Genomic DNA, 16932 nt, shown 5'->3' on the forward strand with positions numbered 1-16932 from the left:
CCCCGCGGGCCGGCCTCGGTCCGCTCCGCTACCCGGTCATGAGCGGGTACCGCTCCGGATCGGTCAGCGTGGCGGAGGCCAGGTAGCGCGTCGCGGCCGGTTCCCCATGATCCGGGTGGCGTGGTCTGCGACCGGCCGGTCCCGGGGAACGGACGGCGGCGGTGGGACGGCCGAGCGTCAAGCCGAACTCCTCGGCGAGCGTCTGCTCGCCCGCAGCAGGGGGACGCACCGCCCTCAGCGCCTCCTCCACCTCGGAGTCGGGGTATCCGAAGAGGTCGATGCCGTCGTAGACGACCGGGACGGCCGCCGGGACGGTCGGGAGAGGATCGCCTCGCCGGGCGATGCGGATCTCGTTGAGGCCGGGGACCCGATCGTCGGCAGCGGGGCCACCGCGGACGCTGATGGTGAGATCTTCGTACTCGGCGAAGAACGCCAATGCCACGCCGGTCGCTCGTGCCCTGACGCAGACCCACTCCTCGCGGACGTCGGCCAGTGTCGAGATCGCCCACTGGGCTCGCCGCTCGGTCATCCCGAACCTGAGCAGCCCCGCTCGGTGGGGAAGCTCGACCCCGACTCTGGGCAGCAGCGTGAACACGACGAGGTCCTCGTGACCGCTCAGGCTCTGCGGCCGCTGGTCTGTCGCCTCGCGTCGTAGTCCCGGCGGGCCTCGTCGACCTTCTCCAGGTTGACGGACCATGCGGCGAGTGTGGCGAACAGCGGGGCCAGGCTGCGCCCCAGGTCGCTGATCTCGTACTCCACCCGGGGCGGGACCTCGGGGTGATAGGTGCGCACGACGAGCCCGTCGCGTTCCAGCTGTCGTAGCCGCTGGGTGAGCACCTTGGGCGTGATCGTGGTGATGCGCCGTTGCAGTTCGACGAACCGTTGCCGCCCGTGCGCGTGGAGCGTCCACAGGATCGGCGTGGTCCACCGACTGAAGACGATGTCGACCACGGGCGCGATCGGGCAGGCCTGCTCCGGGGCGACCTCGGTCGTGATCTCGGTCACGTCACCCTCACTTTCCTCTAGGTACCTACTAGCCCCACGACAGTAGCCTCGCCGAGTCGCCCATGGAACTCGAAGAGGGGAGCGAGGATGACCCGCCAGATCGCATTGTCGGCCTCGGCCCAGGCATTCCTGGCCGAGCCGCACCTCGCCACGCTGACGACCGTCCGGCCGGACGGGTCGCTTCACGTGGTGGCCGTGCGTTTCACCTGGGACGGTGACGCGGGGCTGGCCAGGGTGATGACGGTCGCCTCGTCGCGCAAGGCGCGCAATCTGACGGCGAACCCGGGCGGCCGCGCCGCCCTGTGCCAGGTGGCCGGCTTCCGCTGGATCACGCTCGAAGGCAGGGCGACCGTGTCCGGCGATCCACGTCAGGTCGCCGACGGCGCGCACCGCTACACCAGGCGCTACCAGTCACCGCCTCCCGCTCCACCGGGGCGGGTCGTCATCGAGATCGCGGTGGACCGCGTCCTGACCCTCAACACCTGACCTCATCGGTCGTACCTCGATCAGCACGGAGAGAACACCATGCCCGTCGCACAGGTTCTGGATTCGACGATCTACTACCGGGAGACCGGCGCCGGGGTGCCGATGGTCTTCCTGCACGGAAACCCCACCTCCTCGTACCTCTGGCGGCGCGTCCTGCCGGCCGTCGGCGACCCCGGTCGCCGGCTGGCGCCCGACCTGATCGGGATGGGGGAGTCGGGCAAGCCGGACATCGGCTATACCTTCGACGACCACGCCCGGTATCTCGACGCGTGGTTCGACGCTCTCGAACTCGACGACGTCGTCCTGATCGGACACGACTGGGGCGGCGCGCTCGCCTTCGACTGGGCCGCCCGCCATCCCGGCCGGGTGCGCGGCATCGCGGTCACCGAGACGATCGTGAAGTCCATGTCCTGGGAGGAGTTCCCCGAAGGCGGGCGTGAGCTGTTCCGGTCGATCAAGACGCCGGGCGTCGGCGAGGCCATGATGCTCGATCAGAACGCCTTCATCGAGATGCTGCCCGGCAGCACCGCCGGTCCGCTCGCCGAAGCGGACCTCGCCGCGTACCGCAGGCCGTACCCCACGCGCGACAGCCGCCTGCCGCTCCTCCGATGGGCGCGATCCATGCCCCTCGGCGGGGAGCCGGCCGACGTCGTGGCCAGGGTCGACAGGTACGACGACTGGCTCGCGGGCAGCGCCGACGTGCCCAAGCTGATGCTCACCTTCCAGCCCGGTCCCGGAACGATGCTGGGACCGGAACTGATCGAATGGTGCGCCGCCAACATGGCCGGCCTCGAGATCGCCGACCACGACCTCGTCGCGGGCCATCACACCCCGGAAGACCAGCCCGACGCGATCGCCACGACCATCGCCGCCTGGATGGACAAGCACGATCTTCGAGCGGACCACCTCGTCTGAGACGTCGCCCCGGTCGGTCTTCCAGGTCGCGTACGGATCGACGGGATCCTCACCGTCTCGAACGCGAGTCGAGTCCGGTGAGGATCCCTCGTGCGCCCTGCTCCTCGGGGCGGGCTCAGAGCGTCTTGACGGTGCCGCCGTCGATGACGTGGTCCGCGCCGGTGATGTTGCCGGCCACGTCGGAGAGCAGGAAGGTGATCAGAGCCGCCACCTCACCGGGCTCGGTGATGCGTCCCGTGGTGATGCCGAACGTCGCGGGGATCTGCTGCAGGAACGCGGCGTGCTCGGCACCGGCGGCGGCCGCGACCTTGCCGCCGAAGCCGTCCGGGTCCTCCCAGATCGCGGTGCGGACCACTCCGGGTGAGACGGTGTTGACCCGGACCCCCTGCGGCCCGAACTCCTCGGCCAGCGACTTGCCCACTGCGGCCAGGGCGGCCTTGGCGGCGCTGTAGGCGACCGGGCCGGCGGCGGGCAGCCGGGAGTTGATGGACGAGACGTTGACGATGGCGCCCCGGCGCTCGATGAGGCTGGGGAGCGCGGCGCGGCTGACGCGGACCGCGGCGAGCAGGTTGAGATCGAGTACCCCGTTCCACTGCGCGTCATCGGTGTCGAGGAATCCCGTGAGCTCCACGGCGTCTCCGCCGCCGGCGTTGTTCACCAGCAGGTCGATGCCGCCCAGTTCGGCCAGGGCGCCGTCGATGAGCGTGGTCGCTCCGGCGGCGGTGCTCAGGTCGACCGAGATCGGGACCGCCCCGGTCTCTTTCAGTTCGGGCGTGATGGTGCGCGCGGCTCCCACGACCCGTACGCCCTCGTCGATCAGCGCTCGCACGGTGGCCAGTCCGATGCCCCGGCTGGCGCCGGTGACGACGGCCGTCTTGGAGGTGAGGTCGAGTTCCATTGAGACTCCACTTCTTTACCTGTAGGTACAAAATGAGGGCGTCCGTCGGCGAGTGAGACGGTCACCTCGGACGGTGGGGTAGGAGGGGTTACAGGGAGTCGATCACCGCGTCGATCACGCGGGACAGGCGATCGGGCCCCTCGGCGACGCGCGCCATCAGTCGTAGCCCCACCACCGTGTTCACGAGCAGGCTGCCGAGCGCGTGCGCGTCGCGGTCGGGGGCGATCTCTCCGGAGCGCTGTCCCTCCTGGATCAGCGCCCGGAAGGCGTCCTCGGTGCGGTCGAGCATGCGCCGCACGAGCTCGGTGGCCACCTCGTCGGTCCCCGCGAGCTCCGCGGCCGTGTTCACGGCCATGCAGCCGCGGCGATCAGGGTCGGCCAGATCCATCTCGGTCAGCAACCCCAGCACCTCGCGCAGCCGGATCTTGACGGGCCCGGGCTCCTCGAGCATCTCGACGAGGAGCGCCGTCTGGCTGTCCCGGTAGCGCCGGAGTGCCTGCTGGAACAAGGCCTGCTTGCTGCCGAAGGCGTTGTAGAGGCTGCCCTTGCCGAGGCCCAGGGCGTCGACCAGGTCCTGCGGGGTGGTGGCGGCGTAGCCCTTGCGCCAGAACACCTGCATGGCCTGCTCGACGGCGACCTGTGGGTCGAACTGCCTCGGCCTTCCCATGTCTGAACCATAGCGCGTTTTGTACCTATAGGTAAATAAACGCGCTCTGGCGCTCACCTGGCCGGTCTCTCCGATCGGCCCCGGCGAGCCGGGGTTCCGTTCGACGCCGAGGCCCCCTCCCGGTGCGCCTCCGCCGTCCGTTCGGGCGTCCACGCGCTGAGGATGCGCAGGGCATCGTCCGACGGGGAGCCCGGCTCGGCGGTGAGGACCATGAGGCGCTGCCCGGAGCCATCGGGGCTGCTCCAGGTGTCACAGTCGAGGGTGAGATCACCGACCAGCCGGTGGCGGTAGTGCTTGGTGCCGTAGCCGGCGCTGTTGACACGGTGCTCGGCCCACCAGGTGCGGAAGTCGGCGTCCTGGACGGACAGTTCGCCGACGAGCCGGGCGAGCTCGGGATCGTCGGGGTCCGCGGCGGCCTCCATGCGCAGCGCGGCGACGGCGTCGCGGGCGTCGTGCTCCCACTCCCGGTGCATCTCGCGGATGGCCGGGTCGGTGAACAGCAGGAGCAGGTAGTTGCGCCGACTCGCCGGAACCAGCGAGAAGTCGGTGTACAGGGCCGCGGCGCCGGAGTTCCAGTCCAGGATGTCCAGCCGTCTGCCCAGGATGATGGCGGGGGTGCCGGTGAGCTGGTCGAGCAGGCGTCGCATGGGGGGCCGTACGCGCTGCGCGGGCCGCCGCCGGCGCGGCCGGGCGTCGGCCTTGCCCGCGAGCTCGTACAGATATCTCTGCTGGTCGTCGTCGAGGCGCAGCGTACGGGCGAGGGCGGCGAGCACCGACGCGGACGCACGGACCCGGCCCTGCTCCAGCCGCGTGTAGTAGTCGACGCTGATCGCGGCGAGCTGGGCGACCTCCTCGCGGCGGAGCCCCGCGACCTTGCGACGGGAGTCGGTACCCGGCAGGCCGAAGTCCGCCGGCGCCAGCTGTGCCCGGCGAGCCTTCAGGAACGCGCCGAGTTCGCTGCGATCAGGTGCGGGAGTCATGCCCTCCATTGTCACGCCGGCGGCACGGATCTGAGAGGGCACGTTCTTTCCCAGGCAAGAACGCGCCTCTTTCGCGCGCCCCGGGTTGGGCCGACCGTGGAGACATGCCCGGCAAGATCCCGGGCCCGGAGCCCACCGCTCGGTGCGGTTCCCCTGAGACAACGAAACGGAGAACCCCGTGGCGAAGATCGACGTCACCTTCGACAGCGCCGGCACCCCCCTCGCCGGTCACCTCTACCTCCCCGACGTCCCGGCGGAGCGCCCACGTCCGGCGATCGTCGTCGGCCACCCCGGCGCCGGTGTCAAGGAACAGACCGCCGGCCTGTACGCGCGGCGGCTGGCGGAAGAGGGCTTCGTCACGCTCGCCTTCGACGCTGCCTACCAGGGCGAGAGCGGCGGCGAACCCCGCGGCCTGGAGGATCCCGCCCACCGCGTCGAGGACATCAAGGCCGCCGTCTCCTTCCTCACCACCCGCCGCGAAGTCGACGCGGAACGCATCGGCGCGCTCGGCATCTGCGCCTCGGGCGGCTACGCGCTCTCCGCCACGGCGGGCGATCACCGCATCAAGGCCGTCGGCACGGTCAGCGCGGTCGACATCGCCCGCCAGTTCCGCCTGGGGGCCGACGGAGCACAGGACCCGGCCGTCTTCCAGAGCATGCTGGACGCCGCGGCGCACGCGCGGACCACTGAGGCCCGTGGCGAGGAGCCGCCGGTCCTGACCCTGTTCCCCGACACCGCCGAGCAGGCCCGCGCGCTCGGCGGAGAGCACGGCGTCGAGGGCTTCGAGTACTACCGCACCCCGCGCGGCCGGCACCCTCGCTCGGCGAGCTCTCTGACCTGGGCGAGCATCGACAGGATGGCGATCTTCGACGCCTTCGCCGCGGTCCCGCTGATCGCACCGCGGCCGCTGCTCATGGTCGTCGGCACTCGCGCCGTCACCTCGTGGATGAGCATCGAGGCGTTCCAGCGCGCCGGCGGCCCCAAGGAGATCCACTGGGTCGACGGCGCCGGCCATGTCGACCTGTACGACCGGAAGCAGTACGTCGACCCCGCCGTCGAGAAGCTCGCCGCCTTCTTCGCGGAGAACCTGGGCGAGTGAAGCGGCCTCGGGGGAGGACTACGCCGGTGCGGCGGCCTGGCGGAGATGGCGACTGACATCGCCGACGAGGTTGATGCGGACCCGGCGCTCCAGGAATCGCCACTCACCGTGGCGGCGCTCGAAGCGGTCCCGGTATCGGCCGGCGGCGATGGGCTGCAGCGGCAGATCGGGTAGTGCCTGCAACACGGTGACGTACGATCGCGCGGTCGCGGTCCCGGCCTCTTCGTCGACCTCGATGGCGAGGTTGGTGGTGACGTGCTGGGTCCGCGGCGTGCCGTCGCCATAGACGATCAGCGTCTCCCGGAACATCTTCTCGATCTCGCCGCGGCCGCTCACCGGCGCCGCACTCCCCACGAAGGTGGCGTCGGCGAACAGCGCGTCCAGCCCGGCGAAGTCCCCGTCGTCCACGAGTTCGGCGTAGCGGGCGATCAGGTTCTCGATCGTCCGGTGACTCGACGACGGATCAGCGGACATGGTCGGCCTCCAAGGCGAGCAGAGCGATCTTCAGTATCGCCGGTGGTGACAACCGGTGTCTGAAGTGGCGGTCCTGTCCTACCAGACGGGGCTCGCTACGAAATGGGTGTCGTACCGGGTCTGTTCGGTGAGCAGGCCGTCGCGGTCGGCTTCGCCCCGGCGGGTCTCGCCTAGTCCTTGAGGGCACGGGCGGATCCTGCGGATCCACCCGCGCCCTCGGCGTTGCACCGGGTTCCTGTGGACGGAGCCCGGCGGTTACGTGGGCCGCACCCTCGCGACCGCGAAGATGTTCTGCCCGAAGCGGAGGGGCAGCCGGTCGAACCGGCGGCTCAGCGGTACGACCAGCCGGTCGTACAGCCTCACCAGCCGCGGGTCGGCGAAGTCGGCCGTGCGGCCGACCATGACCCGGTTGAACAGCCCGCCCACGAGGTTGATGGGCCGGCAGACCTCCACCTCCAGACCGGCGAGCCGAAGCTTCTCGGCCAGGCTCTCCGGCGTGTAGCGCACCCGGCGGCCGGCCCGGTCGCGGTCGAAGGCGCTGTACAGGCTCGGGTAGCCGGCCTCCCAGACGATGAACCGGCCGCCCGGCGTGGTGACCTCGGCCAAGGCCTCCAGGGCCTTGACGTCGTCCTCCAGGTACCCGAGGACATTGACCAGGAGCACCGTGTCGACCGGTGCGAGGTCGAGTCGCTCCGGCAGTTCCACGCGGAGCACCTCGGCGTCCTTGAAGCGTCGCCGCAGGTGCTCGACCCAGCTCTGGGTCCGGTCGCTCAGCACCAGGCGCTGGAGCTTGGCACCCACCAGCTCGATGAGCCGGGCGGACACCTCTCCCGTCTGCGCGCCGACGTCGAACAGCGAGCCGCCGACGTACGGTGCGGCCATCGCCGCCTGGTAGGCGCGGTACCGATCGGCGTCCCCGCTGGGCTTCCAGAACGGGACCAGCTCGGGGGCGAGGTGACCGTCACCGTCGCCGTCGGTCGGCTTGACGGGCTCCCTCTTCACGAAGAACGGGCGGAGAGAGCCCCGTAACGACCTTCGGGTCATTTCGTCCTCCATCTTGTTTAGGTGCGGCTCCGGTCGCGTACACCGGTCGGCCGCACGGCCTCACCCCCTACAGTTCCGGCTGAAGGCCGTACGTCACGTGCCGGGCAGAGGGTGCCCGGCCATCGCACGGCGTGGCTCCGCTTGACCTTGACACAGTGACAAGGCCTTCACTGTGGCCGAGGAGGTGGTCCCGATGACCATGCCGAAAGAGGACACGAACCCGATGCGGGCTCTCCAGGGGCTGGAGAACAGCAGTTCATCGGTGCGGATGCGGGCGGCGATGGCGGTCGGCACCGCCCCGGACCGGAGGTTCGTCGACAAGCTGATCGAACGATGCGCGATCGAGCCTGAATTCTTCGTGCGTGAAATGCTCACCTGGGCACTCACCCGCCACTCATCACCAACGACGGTTCCCAAGCTCATCGACGAACTCCGCTCGGAGCGTGCGCAGGCACGAAGCCAGGCGTTGCACACGCTGTCCAAGATCGGGGACCGGCGGGCGTGGCCGGCGATCACCCGGGCGCTCCTGACCGACGCCGACGACGAGGTGGCGCGAAGCGCGTGGCGAGCAGCGGTCGTACTCGTGCCCGAAGGGGAAGAATCCGAGCTGGCCGGAGTGTTGGCGACACAGTTCGGGCGCGGCGAGCGTGAGACGCAGTTGAGCCTCAGCCGGGCGCTGATCGCGCTCGGTGAGGTGATCATGCCGACCCTGCGCGCCGCGATGACGGATCGCGACCCTCGCGTGCGCCGGCACGCGATCGCCACGGAACGGCTGCTGCGCGACCCGGATGCCGGATTCGAGTCCGCGATCGAGGAGGCGAAGCGTCTCATGGCCCTCGGCACGACCGGCCAGGAGGGGGGATAGGCGGTGTTGATCGGTGATGTGGCACGACGGTCCGGGGTCAGCGCCCGCATGCTCAGGCATTACGAATCGCTCGGCCTGGTGCGGCCCATGGGTCGTACCGAGGCCGGCTATCGAGCGTATTCCGGCGAGGACATCCGGCGGATCTTCCATATCGAGAGCCTGCGGTCATTGGGGCTGTCGCTGCGTGAAGTCGGGTGTGCGCTGGACGATCCCGGCTTCACGCCCTCGAAGCTCATCGACGACCTCATCCGCCAGACGCGAGAACGCATCGCGAATGAGACGGAGCTGCTCACACGACTCCGTCGGATCGATGCCGCGGAACCCGCCGGCTGGGAGGACGTCCTCCAGATCGTCGCGCTCCTCCAGGCGTTGGGGTCGGAGAGCGCCGGGAAGCGCCAGCGGGCGGCCTTGTCCTCAGTCGAAGAGGTTCCGGTGCCGGTGGAGGTTCTGGTCGAGGCGGCGTTGAGCGAGACGGACCCGAACGTCGCCGGAGCCCTTCGATGGGCTCTGGCGCGATCGGGCGATCGCGCGTCGGCGCTGCTGGCGGAGGGCCTCGGCTCACCAGCGGCCGAGGTGCGGAAACGCGCCGTCCAGTCCATCGCCGAGATTCCGAACGGGGTGGCGACCGCCCTGCTGCACGGCGCCCTCACGAACTCCGACATCGTGGTCCGCAGGTGTGCGGCTCTGGCGCTCGGGGCACGTGGAGTGGCCGACGCGGTCCCGACGCTCATCGACATGATCGTCGAAGGGACGAACGACGCCGATGCGACCGATGCGCTGAGCGCGCTGGCGAGTGATCCCGCGTCGGCGGATCAGATCGCCACCAGGCTCGTCGACCGCCTCACCCACGGCACCATCGAAGCGTCCGCGCGTCGGCGGCTGGCCGAGGCGCTCGCGGACATCCCGGGGATCATGACGTCACGTGCCCTCGCGGATCTGTCACATGACGAAGACCGTGCCGTCGCGCTCACCGCGACATACATCCTCAAGCTGCGCAACGCACGGTAAGGGAGCTCTCCTGGGGCGCCGTGCCCGGCAGTTCGACAGGCGGAGAGTGCGCGGCCGCGTCGCCTGGTGAGGACGACGCGGCCGGTCCGTGACGGTCAGCGGACCTTCGCGAAGAAGGCGCGCATGTCGGCGGCGAGGTGATCCGGTTGGTCCATGGCGATGAAGTGGTGTCCGCCTGGGTTGTCCTCCGGCCAGTGGAGGATGGTGTTGTGGCGTTCGGCGAGCCGGCGGATTCCAGGCGGTCCGCTGTAAACGCCGGTCGGTACGACCGTCTGTCCTTCCGGCCAGCCGAAGCCGGTGCTGTCGTAGTACGGCCAGGCCGATGTTCCGAACGTTCCAGTGAACCGGTACAGGCTCACGTTCGTCAGGAACAGGTCCTGGTCGATCACCTGTTCCAGCGGCTTGCCGGATGCGTTGAACTCGTGGAACTTCTGGGCCATCCAGGCCAGTGCCGCGACCGGGGAGTCATGCCATCCGTAGGTGAAGGTCTGGGGTGCCGCGCGCAACAGCGCGTGGTGGTCGACGCCGTTCATCCAGTCCTGGCCCTGGAGCCAGGCGAAGGCCGCCCGCTCCTCCTCGGTCATGTCCGGAAGGTCATTCTCGGTGGGAAAACCGAGACCGCTGATGACGTAGACGCCGACCACGTGGTCCGGTGCCGCCTTGGCCATCTCCGGCGCGACGTAGGCTCCGAAATCCCCGCCCTGCGCGCCGTACCGCCCGTAGCCGAGACGGCGCATCAGCTCCGCCCAGATTCGCGCCACACGTGTCGCGGTCCAGTCCGTCTCGCGTGGCGGTGCGGAGAATCCGAAGCCCGGCACGGAGGGCACGACGACGTGGAACGCCTGCGCGGGATCGCCGCCGTGCGCGCGGGGATCCGTGAGGCGGCCGATGAGCTCGGTGAACTCCACGAAGGAGTTCGGCCAGCCGTGCGTGAGGATGAGCGGCAGGGCACCGGGCTCGGCCGAGCGTACGTGCAGGAAATGGATGTCCTGACCGTCGATCTCGGTGATGAACTGCGGGAACTCGTTCAGCCGCGCCTCGTGCCGGCGCCAGTCGTACGCGTCGCGCCAGTAGCCGGCCAGCTCTCGGAGGTAGGCGATGGGGACGCCGCGGCTCCATCCGTCGCCGGGCAGTCGCTCAGGCCACCGGGTGCGGTCCAGCCGATCGTTCAGGTCGTCCAGGTCGGCCTGGGCGATGTCAATCTGGAAAGGGCGGAATTCGGTACGCATGTTTCTCCCGACGTGTCGCGATGACGGGATCGACGGTAGAGGCCATGTAGGTCGCCTTCTGTCCTAGATGGCGCTCGTCAGGATGGCGCTCGCGACGACCTCGAAGAGATGGTCGGCGCGTGGCGCGAGCGAGGGTTGATCGCCGAGCCAGGCGAGCATGGCGATCACCGCGAACAGATCGGCGCCATCGATATCGCTCCGCGCCATGCCCGCGGTCTGGGCGCGGGTGAGGAGCCGCGCACCGGCTGCGCGCAGGGTGACGCACGAAGCGTGGAGCGCGGATTCGGTGTCCTCGATGGCGGCCGCCATCAGCACGGTCACGCCCCGATACTCGGTCGTCCACGCGACGCAGTCGCGTAGCCACGAAACGAGAGCGTCTTCGGGTGAGCTCGACGTCTCGAGCTCGCCCGCCTTTGCCGTCAGTTCGTCGAAGCTCGTGCGGAGCAGGGCGTCGAGCAGGTCCTCGCGCGTCGGGAAGTGCCGCAGCAGCGTCGCGAGCCCGACATCGGCCCTGCGCGCGATGTCGCGCAGTGACACGTCGACGCCGTGCTCGGTGATGGCGGTGCCCGCTACTGCGAGCAGGTGGTCGCGGTTCTTCCTGGCGTCGGCCCGCATCTGTCCCTCTCGGATATCCGGATCAGTGATCCAGTTGACTGTCCGGATCGGTGGTCCATATATTCGGATCAGTGGTTCGGATATCCGGATCACTGATCCGATAAGCGTATCCCCTGGCAGGGGGCAGGAGAAAATGATGCCGACACACACGATGAGGGCCATCCGGCTGCATGAGCACGGGGGCCCTGAGGTTCTGCGTTACGACGAGGTGCCGATTCCCGGGCCGAGGGCGGGTGAGGTGCTCGTTCGCGTTCACGCGGTCGGCGTCAATCCTCCGGACTGGTACCTGCGCGACGGGCTGAGCAACCTACCTCCGGAGACGAGGCCGAAGTTCGACCTGCCCGTGATACCGGGGACGGATGTGTCCGGTGTCGTCGAGGCCGTCGCCGCGGATGTGGAGGGCTTCTCCGTCGGTGATGAGGTCTTCGGTCTCCTTCGCTTTCCCAGCTTCGACGGCAGAGCGTATGCCGAGTACGTGGCCGCGCCCGCGTCGGACCTCGCACGCAAGCCGGCCGGCATTGATCACGTGCATGCCGCCGGGGCGCCCATGTCCCTGCTGACGGCGTGGCAGTTCCTGATCGAACTCGGACACGATCACCCCTCGCCCTTTCAGGCGGCGCGGCATCGCCCGATGCCCCTCGACGCCGACACGACGGTGCTCGTCAACGGCGCCGCGGGCGGTGTGGGGCACTTCGCACTACAGCTGGCGAAGTGGAAGGGCGCACGCGTCATCGCGGTGGCATCGGGCGCGCATGAATCGTTCCTGCGCGAGCTGGGCGCCGACGAGTTCATCGACTACACCAGAGGCCGTCCCGAGGAACTCGTGCACGACGTCGACCTCGTTCTCGACGCCGTCGGTGGCCGCGACAGCGGCCGCTTCCTGCGCACGCTCAAGCGCGGCGGCGCCCTGTTCCCCGTGTTCTTCGGCGAGTACGACGACGAAGAGACCGCGAAGCTGGGCGTCACCGTCTCGGGCACCCAAGTCCGCTCGAACGGCGCGCAGCTCGCCGAAGTGGGGCGCCTGCTCGACGCGGGCACGGTGCGCGTCGCGATCGACGGCACGTTTTCGCTCGCGGATGCCCGGGCGGCGCACGAACGCGCCGCCCGAGGGCACATCCAAGGCAAGATCGTGCTCACGGTCGCCTAGGAACGTCGGTCGGCAACGCCCTACCTCGGTGCCTGGAAGCCGCCGATCTTCTGCTCGAGCAGTTCGGCCAGCCGCAGCGGGGTGCGGTCCTCGAACATCGGACCGATGAGCTGCACTCCTACCGGCAGACCCTCGGGGGACCGGCCCGCTGGTATGGCGGTGGCGGGCAGGCCGGGCATGGTGGCCAGACCGGCCCAGACGAGCTGGTCGAAGTACGGGTACTCGACGCCGTCGATGTCGATCCGGCGTTCCCTCGGATCGGGGTTGTGGTCGTGCGGGAACGCGGGAGTGGGCGTGATCGGGGACACCACGGCGTCGAACTCGGCGAAGAGCTGCCGCCAGCCGTGGCGGTGGAGCTCGCGATGGTTGTTCGCCTCGATCCAGTCGCGGTGGCTGAGCACCATCCCGCGCAGCATCGCCGCATCGAGACTCTGGTCGTCCGCGCTCAGTCCGGCGGCGCGGGTCCGCAACTGCTCGTGCGCTTCGACGGGAAAACGCGCAACGGAGCCCGAGAACAGCAACTGCCTGTAGAGCATCGCGGCTTCGGCCAGGTCGGGCAGCAGCGGAGTGTGCCGTTCGACGCGGGCGCCGCCGTCGACAAGCGCGTCGGCCACCCGGTTCACACCCGCCCGCACAGCGGACCCGGTCGGAATGAGCGGATGCTCGTCGAGGACCAGGACCCGGAAGTCGCGGAGCCGCTCGTGGCGCGCGGGCGGCAGCGTCAAGTCGTACGCCCTACCGAGCGTCAGCGGGTCCGGTCCGGCCATGACGTCGAGCAGGAGCGTGAGGTCGCGGGCGGTGCGCGCCATCGGGCCGACGACGGCGAGGTCGAGGTCGACCGGCAATGCCGGCGTGGCCGGCGGGACCATGCCGCGGGTCGCCGCCAGTCCGAGTGTCGGCTTGTGTGCGTAGACACCACAGAAATGCGCGGGAGTGCGCAGCGAACCGGCGATGTCGGAGCCGATGGACAGCGCGCCGAACCCGGACGCCAGGGCCGCCGCTGATCCGCCGGAGGATCCACCCGACGTGCGAGCGTGATTCCACGGGTTGTTGGTGGTGCCGTAAATCTCGTTGAAGCTCTGGATGTCTTGCAGCCCCAAGGGCACATTGGTCTTACCGAGCACCACCGCGCCGGCGGCCCGGAGCCGCGACACCTGTACCGCGTCCTCGGCCGGCATGTAGTTCCGGTGTAGCGGCATGCCCCAGGTCGTGGGCAGCCCGGCGATGTTGTAGGACTCCTTGACCGTCACCGGAATACCGAGCAGCGGCCGATCCTCGCCGCGGGCGCGCGCCTGGTCGGCATCGCGCGCGGCGGCCCGCGCACGGTCGAAGTCCGGCACACAGATCGCGTTGATCGCCTTGTCGTCCCGCTCGATACGGGCAATCGCCTCGTCGGTCAGCTCCACCGAGGTCACTTCACCGGCACGCAAGGCAGCCGCGAGTTCTTCTGCAGTCTGAAAGTTCCACTCCATGAATCCGACCGTACTGACCTCTGGCAGAGGCCATAAAATGCCGATTCGCGCAACGGGACAGATCTGCGCCGTGCTCTGGAAAACGGCCCCGAGGAAACGTACGGCGACAGCCGCTGGTGGCATTGGGGCCGGCGGCTGGATCGCCGCGATTCTTTGTGGATGACGTCGTGGATGGCGGGTCATGGCGCATGAGTCTGGCCCATGAGCGGCTCGCCGAAGTGGGACGCCTGCTCGACGCGGGCACGGTGCGCGTCGCGATCGACGGCACGTTCCCGCTCGCGGATGTCCGGGCGGCGCACGAACGCGCCGCCCGAGGGCACATCCAAGGCAAGATCGTGCTCACGGTCGCCTAGGAACGTCGGCCGACGGCGGCCGGTGCGTGATCGCTGACGGCGAACGGCCGGGCGGAAATTAATCCGGGCTCTTCTTTCTTGAGTGTGGATGACTCAAGCTTTTGGAGGCCTGATGAGCAAGATCGTCACCCTGCCGGTGCTGCCCCTCGACGACGAGGTCGTGCTGCCCGCGATGGTCGTGCCGCTCGATCTGTCGGAGAGCGACGTGCGGGCGGCGATCGATGCCGCGCGGGCGAGCGCCGTCTCCCGGGGGCCGGGCATCCGGTCGGAGGACAAGCCGCGGGTGCTGCTGGTGCCCCGGATCAATGGGAAGTACGCGGCCGTCGGCACGCTCGGCGTCGTCGAGCAGATCGGCACGCTGCCCGGCGGCGGGCCGGGCGCCGTCGTCCGCGGCGTCGCCCGCGTGCGCATCGGATCCGGGACGACCGGCCCCGGCGCGGCGCTGTGGGTGGAGGGCACCGAGGTCGAGGACACCGGGCTCGGCGCCCGCGCCGCCGAACTGGCCAAGGAGTACAAGGCCCTCGTCGTCGGCGTGCTGGAGAAGCGCGGCGCCTGGCAGGTCGTCGACATGATCCAGCAGATCGAGGACCCGTCGGTGATGGCCGACCGGGCGGGCTACGCGTCCTACCTCAGCGCCGAGCAGAAGGCGCGAATCCTGGAGACCGCCGACGTCACCGAGCGTCTCCAGCTCGCGATCGGCTGGACCCGCGAGCACCTCGCGGAGCTGGACGTCGCCGAGACGATCCGCAAGGACGTCGAGGAGGGTGTCGAGAAGCAGCAGAAGGAGTTCCTGCTCCGCCAGCAGCTCGCCGCGATCCGCAAGGAGCTGAACGAGCTCAACGGTGACCCGTCCTCGGAGGAGGAGGACTACCGGGCGCGGGTGGAGGCGGCCGACCTGCCGGAGAAGGTCCGCGAGGCGGCCCTGAAGGAGGTCGACAAGCTCGAGCGGACCTCCGACCAGTCGCCCGAGGGCGGCTGGATCCGGACCTGGCTGGACACGGTCCTCGACATCCCGTGGAACGAGCGGACCGAGGACGCCTACGACATCGCCGGCGCCCGCCGGATCCTCGATGAGGACCACACGGGTCTGGACGACGTCAAGGAGCGGATCGTGGAGTACCTCGCCGTGCGCAAGCGGCGGGAGGACCGCGGCCTCGGTGTGATCGGCGGCCGGCGGTCCGGCGCCGTCCTCGCCCTGGTCGGCCCGCCCGGAGTCGGGAAGACGTCGCTCGGGGAGTCCGTGGCGCGGGCGATGGGCCGTGAGTTCGTCCGCGTGGCGCTCGGCGGCGTCCGGGACGAGGCCGAGATCCGCGGTCACCGCCGGACGTACGTCGGCGCGCTGCCCGGCCGCGTCGTCCGGGCGATCCGCGAAGCCGGCACGATGAACCCGGTCGTGCTGCTCGACGAGATCGACAAGGTCGGCGCGGACTACCGCGGCGACCCGACGGCGGCGCTGCTGGAGGTGCTGGACCCCGCGCAGAACCACACGTTCCGGGACCACTACCTCGAGGTGGAGCTCGACCTGTCCGACGTCGTCTTCCTGGCGACGGCGAACGCGCTGGAGACCATCCCGGGCCCGCTGCTGGACCGCATGGAGCTCGTCGCCCTCGACGGTTACACCGAGGACGAGAAGGTCGCCATCGCCCGCGACCACCTGCTGCGCCGTCAGCTCGACAAGGCGGGCCTGACCGCCGACGAGGTGACGATCGGCGAGGACGCGCTGCGGCTGCTCGCGGGCGAGTACACCCGCGAGGCCGGCGTACGGAGCCTGGAGCGGGCGATCGCCCGGGTGCTGCGCAAGGTGGCGGCGAAGGTCGCGCTGGAGGAGCAGGAGCTGCCGCTGACGGTCGGCGCCGGTGACCTGCGCGACTACCTCGGCCGTCCGCGCTTCACGCCGGAGACGTCGCTGAACGAGTCCGAGCGGCGCACGGCGGTGCCGGGCGTCGCGACCGGCCTGGCGGTCACCGGCGCGGGCGGCGACGTGCTCTACATCGAGGCGTCGCTGGCCGACAAGGAGACCGGCGACACCGGCGTCACCCTGACCGGCCAGCTCGGCGACGTGATGAAGGAGTCGGCCCGGATCGCGCTGTCCTACCTGCGGTCGCGCGGCGCGGAGCTGGAGCTCCCGGTGGGCGACCTGAAGGACCGGGGCGTGCACGTCCACGTGCCCGCCGGCGCGGTGCCCAAGGACGGGCCGAGCGCCGGCGTCACGATGACGACGGCGCTCGCGTCGCTGCTGTCCGGGCGGCTCGTCCGCACGGACGTCGCGATGACCGGCGAGGTGTCGCTGACCGGGCGGGTCCTGCCCATCGGCGGCGTCAAGCAGAAGCTGCTCGCCGCGCACCGGGCGGGGGTCACCACGGTGATCATCCCCAAGCGGAACGAGCCCGATCTGGACGACGTGCCCGCCGAGGTCCTGGAGCAGCTGACCGTCCACCCGGTCAGCGACGTCCGGGAGGTGCTCGAACTGGCGCTGGAGCCGGCGACGACGCGGAACGCCGTCGCCGCCTGACGGGCCGTGTGGTCCGGTACTCCTGACCGGCTGGGCGATCCGGCACTCCTGAGCGGCGGGGCCCCCCCCCGGCGGGGGGGCGGAGGGGGGGGGGGGGGCCGTGGCGGTGCAGCGCGGGCCCCACGCGGACGTGTTCGCCGACGAGCCCGGCACGGGGGCGCAG

The 16932-nt window shown here is 70.1% G+C and carries 18 protein-coding genes; 8 read left to right on the forward strand and 10 right to left on the reverse strand.

Features of this window, described 5'->3' with window-relative positions; genetic code table 11:
• Positions 1 to 28: 28 nt before the first annotated feature.
• Positions 29 to 595 carry a hypothetical protein gene (locus AB0L00_RS14110; protein ID WP_364432964.1) on the reverse strand — a complete coding sequence of 189 codons (567 nt, stop codon included), beginning with the start codon at positions 593 to 595 and terminating at the stop codon, positions 29 to 31.
• Between the two features lie 20 nt (positions 596 to 615).
• Entirely contained in the window at positions 616 to 1005 is a 390-nt protein-coding gene (locus tag AB0L00_RS14115; protein ID WP_364432967.1) for a helix-turn-helix domain-containing protein, read from the reverse strand.
• 87 nt (positions 1006 to 1092) lie between these two features.
• On the opposite strand from AB0L00_RS14115, the gene AB0L00_RS14120 reads away from it, so the two are divergent.
• On the forward strand, positions 1093 to 1491 hold the full coding sequence (locus AB0L00_RS14120; RefSeq protein WP_364432970.1) for a PPOX class F420-dependent oxidoreductase: 399 nt from the start codon (positions 1093 to 1095) through the stop codon (positions 1489 to 1491).
• Between the two features lie 39 nt (positions 1492 to 1530).
• Positions 1531 to 2406, forward strand: coding sequence for a haloalkane dehalogenase (locus AB0L00_RS14125; protein WP_364432973.1), 876 nt, complete (start codon positions 1531 to 1533; stop codon positions 2404 to 2406).
• Positions 2407 to 2521: 115 nt separating this feature from the next.
• On the opposite strand, the gene AB0L00_RS14130 is transcribed toward AB0L00_RS14125, so the two are convergent.
• The 3 genes from AB0L00_RS14130 to AB0L00_RS14140 form a co-directional block, all read right to left on the reverse strand.
• Complete coding sequence (locus AB0L00_RS14130; RefSeq protein WP_364432975.1) at positions 2522 to 3304, reverse strand: oxidoreductase; 783 nt, start codon at positions 3302 to 3304, stop codon at positions 2522 to 2524.
• Between the two features lie 88 nt (positions 3305 to 3392).
• Positions 3393 to 3971, reverse strand: coding sequence for a TetR/AcrR family transcriptional regulator (locus tag AB0L00_RS14135; RefSeq protein ID WP_364432977.1), 579 nt, complete (start codon positions 3969 to 3971; stop codon positions 3393 to 3395).
• 53 nt (positions 3972 to 4024) lie between these two features.
• Positions 4025 to 4951, reverse strand: a complete 927-nt coding sequence (locus AB0L00_RS14140; RefSeq protein ID WP_364432979.1) for a helix-turn-helix transcriptional regulator — start codon at positions 4949 to 4951, stop codon at positions 4025 to 4027.
• A 178-nt stretch (positions 4952 to 5129) separates the two neighbouring features.
• Here AB0L00_RS14140 and AB0L00_RS14145 point away from each other — a divergent pair, with 178 nt between their 5' ends.
• A complete protein-coding gene (locus AB0L00_RS14145; protein WP_364432982.1) occupies positions 5130 to 6050 on the forward strand; it encodes an alpha/beta hydrolase in 921 nt (306 codons plus the stop codon).
• A gap of 18 nt (positions 6051 to 6068) precedes the next feature.
• Here the strand turns inward: AB0L00_RS14145 and AB0L00_RS14150 are convergent, their stop codons facing one another.
• Positions 6069 to 6524, reverse strand: a complete 456-nt coding sequence (locus tag AB0L00_RS14150; RefSeq protein ID WP_364432985.1) for a nuclear transport factor 2 family protein — start codon at positions 6522 to 6524, stop codon at positions 6069 to 6071.
• 255 nt (positions 6525 to 6779) lie between these two features.
• Positions 6780 to 7526, reverse strand: coding sequence for a class I SAM-dependent methyltransferase (locus tag AB0L00_RS14155; protein ID WP_364432988.1), 747 nt, complete (start codon positions 7524 to 7526; stop codon positions 6780 to 6782).
• Positions 7527 to 7761: 235 nt separating this feature from the next.
• On the opposite strand from AB0L00_RS14155, the gene AB0L00_RS14160 reads away from it, so the two are divergent.
• The gene (locus AB0L00_RS14160; RefSeq protein WP_364432991.1) at positions 7762 to 8433 is read left to right on the forward strand and encodes a HEAT repeat domain-containing protein; all 672 of its coding nucleotides are present in this window, start codon (positions 7762 to 7764) and stop codon (positions 8431 to 8433) included.
• A 3-nt stretch (positions 8434 to 8436) separates the two neighbouring features.
• On the forward strand, positions 8437 to 9441 hold the full coding sequence (locus AB0L00_RS14165) for a HEAT repeat domain-containing protein (protein WP_364432993.1): 1005 nt from the start codon (positions 8437 to 8439) through the stop codon (positions 9439 to 9441).
• A gap of 95 nt (positions 9442 to 9536) precedes the next feature.
• On the opposite strand, the gene AB0L00_RS14170 is transcribed toward AB0L00_RS14165, so the two are convergent.
• Both AB0L00_RS14170 and AB0L00_RS14175 read right to left on the reverse strand, forming a co-directional pair.
• Positions 9537 to 10670: an epoxide hydrolase gene (locus tag AB0L00_RS14170; protein WP_364432996.1), complete on the reverse strand. Its 1134-nt coding sequence runs from the start codon at positions 10668 to 10670 to the stop codon at positions 9537 to 9539.
• Positions 10671 to 10733: 63 nt separating this feature from the next.
• Entirely contained in the window at positions 10734 to 11285 is a 552-nt protein-coding gene (locus AB0L00_RS14175; protein ID WP_364432999.1) for a TetR/AcrR family transcriptional regulator, read from the reverse strand.
• Positions 11286 to 11421: 136 nt separating this feature from the next.
• Between AB0L00_RS14175 and AB0L00_RS14180 the strand changes: the two genes are divergently transcribed.
• Positions 11422 to 12432, forward strand: coding sequence for an NADP-dependent oxidoreductase (locus AB0L00_RS14180; RefSeq protein ID WP_364433002.1), 1011 nt, complete (start codon positions 11422 to 11424; stop codon positions 12430 to 12432).
• A gap of 20 nt (positions 12433 to 12452) precedes the next feature.
• On the opposite strand, the gene AB0L00_RS14185 is transcribed toward AB0L00_RS14180, so the two are convergent.
• Entirely contained in the window at positions 12453 to 14087 is a 1635-nt protein-coding gene (locus AB0L00_RS14185; RefSeq protein WP_364433005.1) for an amidase, read from the reverse strand.
• A gap of 5 nt (positions 14088 to 14092) precedes the next feature.
• Here AB0L00_RS14185 and AB0L00_RS14190 point away from each other — a divergent pair, with 5 nt between their 5' ends.
• Positions 14093 to 14257, forward strand: a complete 165-nt coding sequence (locus AB0L00_RS14190) for a zinc-binding dehydrogenase (protein ID WP_364433008.1) — start codon at positions 14093 to 14095, stop codon at positions 14255 to 14257.
• 112 nt (positions 14258 to 14369) lie between these two features.
• The gene (gene lon, locus AB0L00_RS14195; RefSeq protein ID WP_364433010.1) at positions 14370 to 16769 is read left to right on the forward strand and encodes an endopeptidase La; all 2400 of its coding nucleotides are present in this window, start codon (positions 14370 to 14372) and stop codon (positions 16767 to 16769) included.
• Positions 16770 to 16932: the final 163 nt, after the last annotated feature.

The sequence above is a fragment of the Actinoallomurus sp. NPDC052308 genome, from assembly GCF_040679195.1.
Lineage (GTDB): Bacteria > Actinomycetota > Actinomycetes > Streptosporangiales > Streptosporangiaceae > Actinoallomurus > Actinoallomurus liliacearum.

What these genes read in the sequence shown, in the direction of transcription:
- AB0L00_RS14170 (WP_364432996.1), bottom strand. Translation starts at nt 10,670, where the DNA reads ATGCGTACCGAATTCCGCCCTTTCCAGATTGACATCGCCCAGGCCGAC.
- AB0L00_RS14135 (WP_364432977.1), bottom strand. Translation starts at nt 3,971, where the DNA reads ATGGGAAGGCCGAGGCAGTTCGACCCACAGGTCGCCGTCGAGCAGGCC.
- AB0L00_RS14120 (WP_364432970.1), top strand. Translation starts at nt 1,093, where the DNA reads ATGACCCGCCAGATCGCATTGTCGGCCTCGGCCCAGGCATTCCTGGCC.
- AB0L00_RS14175 (WP_364432999.1), bottom strand. Translation starts at nt 11,285, where the DNA reads ATGCGGGCCGACGCCAGGAAGAACCGCGACCACCTGCTCGCAGTAGCG.
- lon (WP_364433010.1), top strand. Translation starts at nt 14,370, where the DNA reads ATGAGCAAGATCGTCACCCTGCCGGTGCTGCCCCTCGACGACGAGGTC.
- AB0L00_RS14130 (WP_364432975.1), bottom strand. Translation starts at nt 3,304, where the DNA reads ATGGAACTCGACCTCACCTCCAAGACGGCCGTCGTCACCGGCGCCAGC.
- AB0L00_RS14140 (WP_364432979.1), bottom strand. Translation starts at nt 4,951, where the DNA reads ATGACTCCCGCACCTGATCGCAGCGAACTCGGCGCGTTCCTGAAGGCT.
- AB0L00_RS14125 (WP_364432973.1), top strand. Translation starts at nt 1,531, where the DNA reads ATGCCCGTCGCACAGGTTCTGGATTCGACGATCTACTACCGGGAGACC.
- AB0L00_RS14150 (WP_364432985.1), bottom strand. Translation starts at nt 6,524, where the DNA reads ATGTCCGCTGATCCGTCGTCGAGTCACCGGACGATCGAGAACCTGATC.
- AB0L00_RS14160 (WP_364432991.1), top strand. Translation starts at nt 7,762, where the DNA reads ATGACCATGCCGAAAGAGGACACGAACCCGATGCGGGCTCTCCAGGGG.
- AB0L00_RS14190 (WP_364433008.1), top strand. Translation starts at nt 14,093, where the DNA reads ATGAGTCTGGCCCATGAGCGGCTCGCCGAAGTGGGACGCCTGCTCGAC.
- AB0L00_RS14180 (WP_364433002.1), top strand. Translation starts at nt 11,422, where the DNA reads ATGCCGACACACACGATGAGGGCCATCCGGCTGCATGAGCACGGGGGC.
- AB0L00_RS14185 (WP_364433005.1), bottom strand. Translation starts at nt 14,087, where the DNA reads ATGACCCGCCATCCACGACGTCATCCACAAAGAATCGCGGCGATCCAG.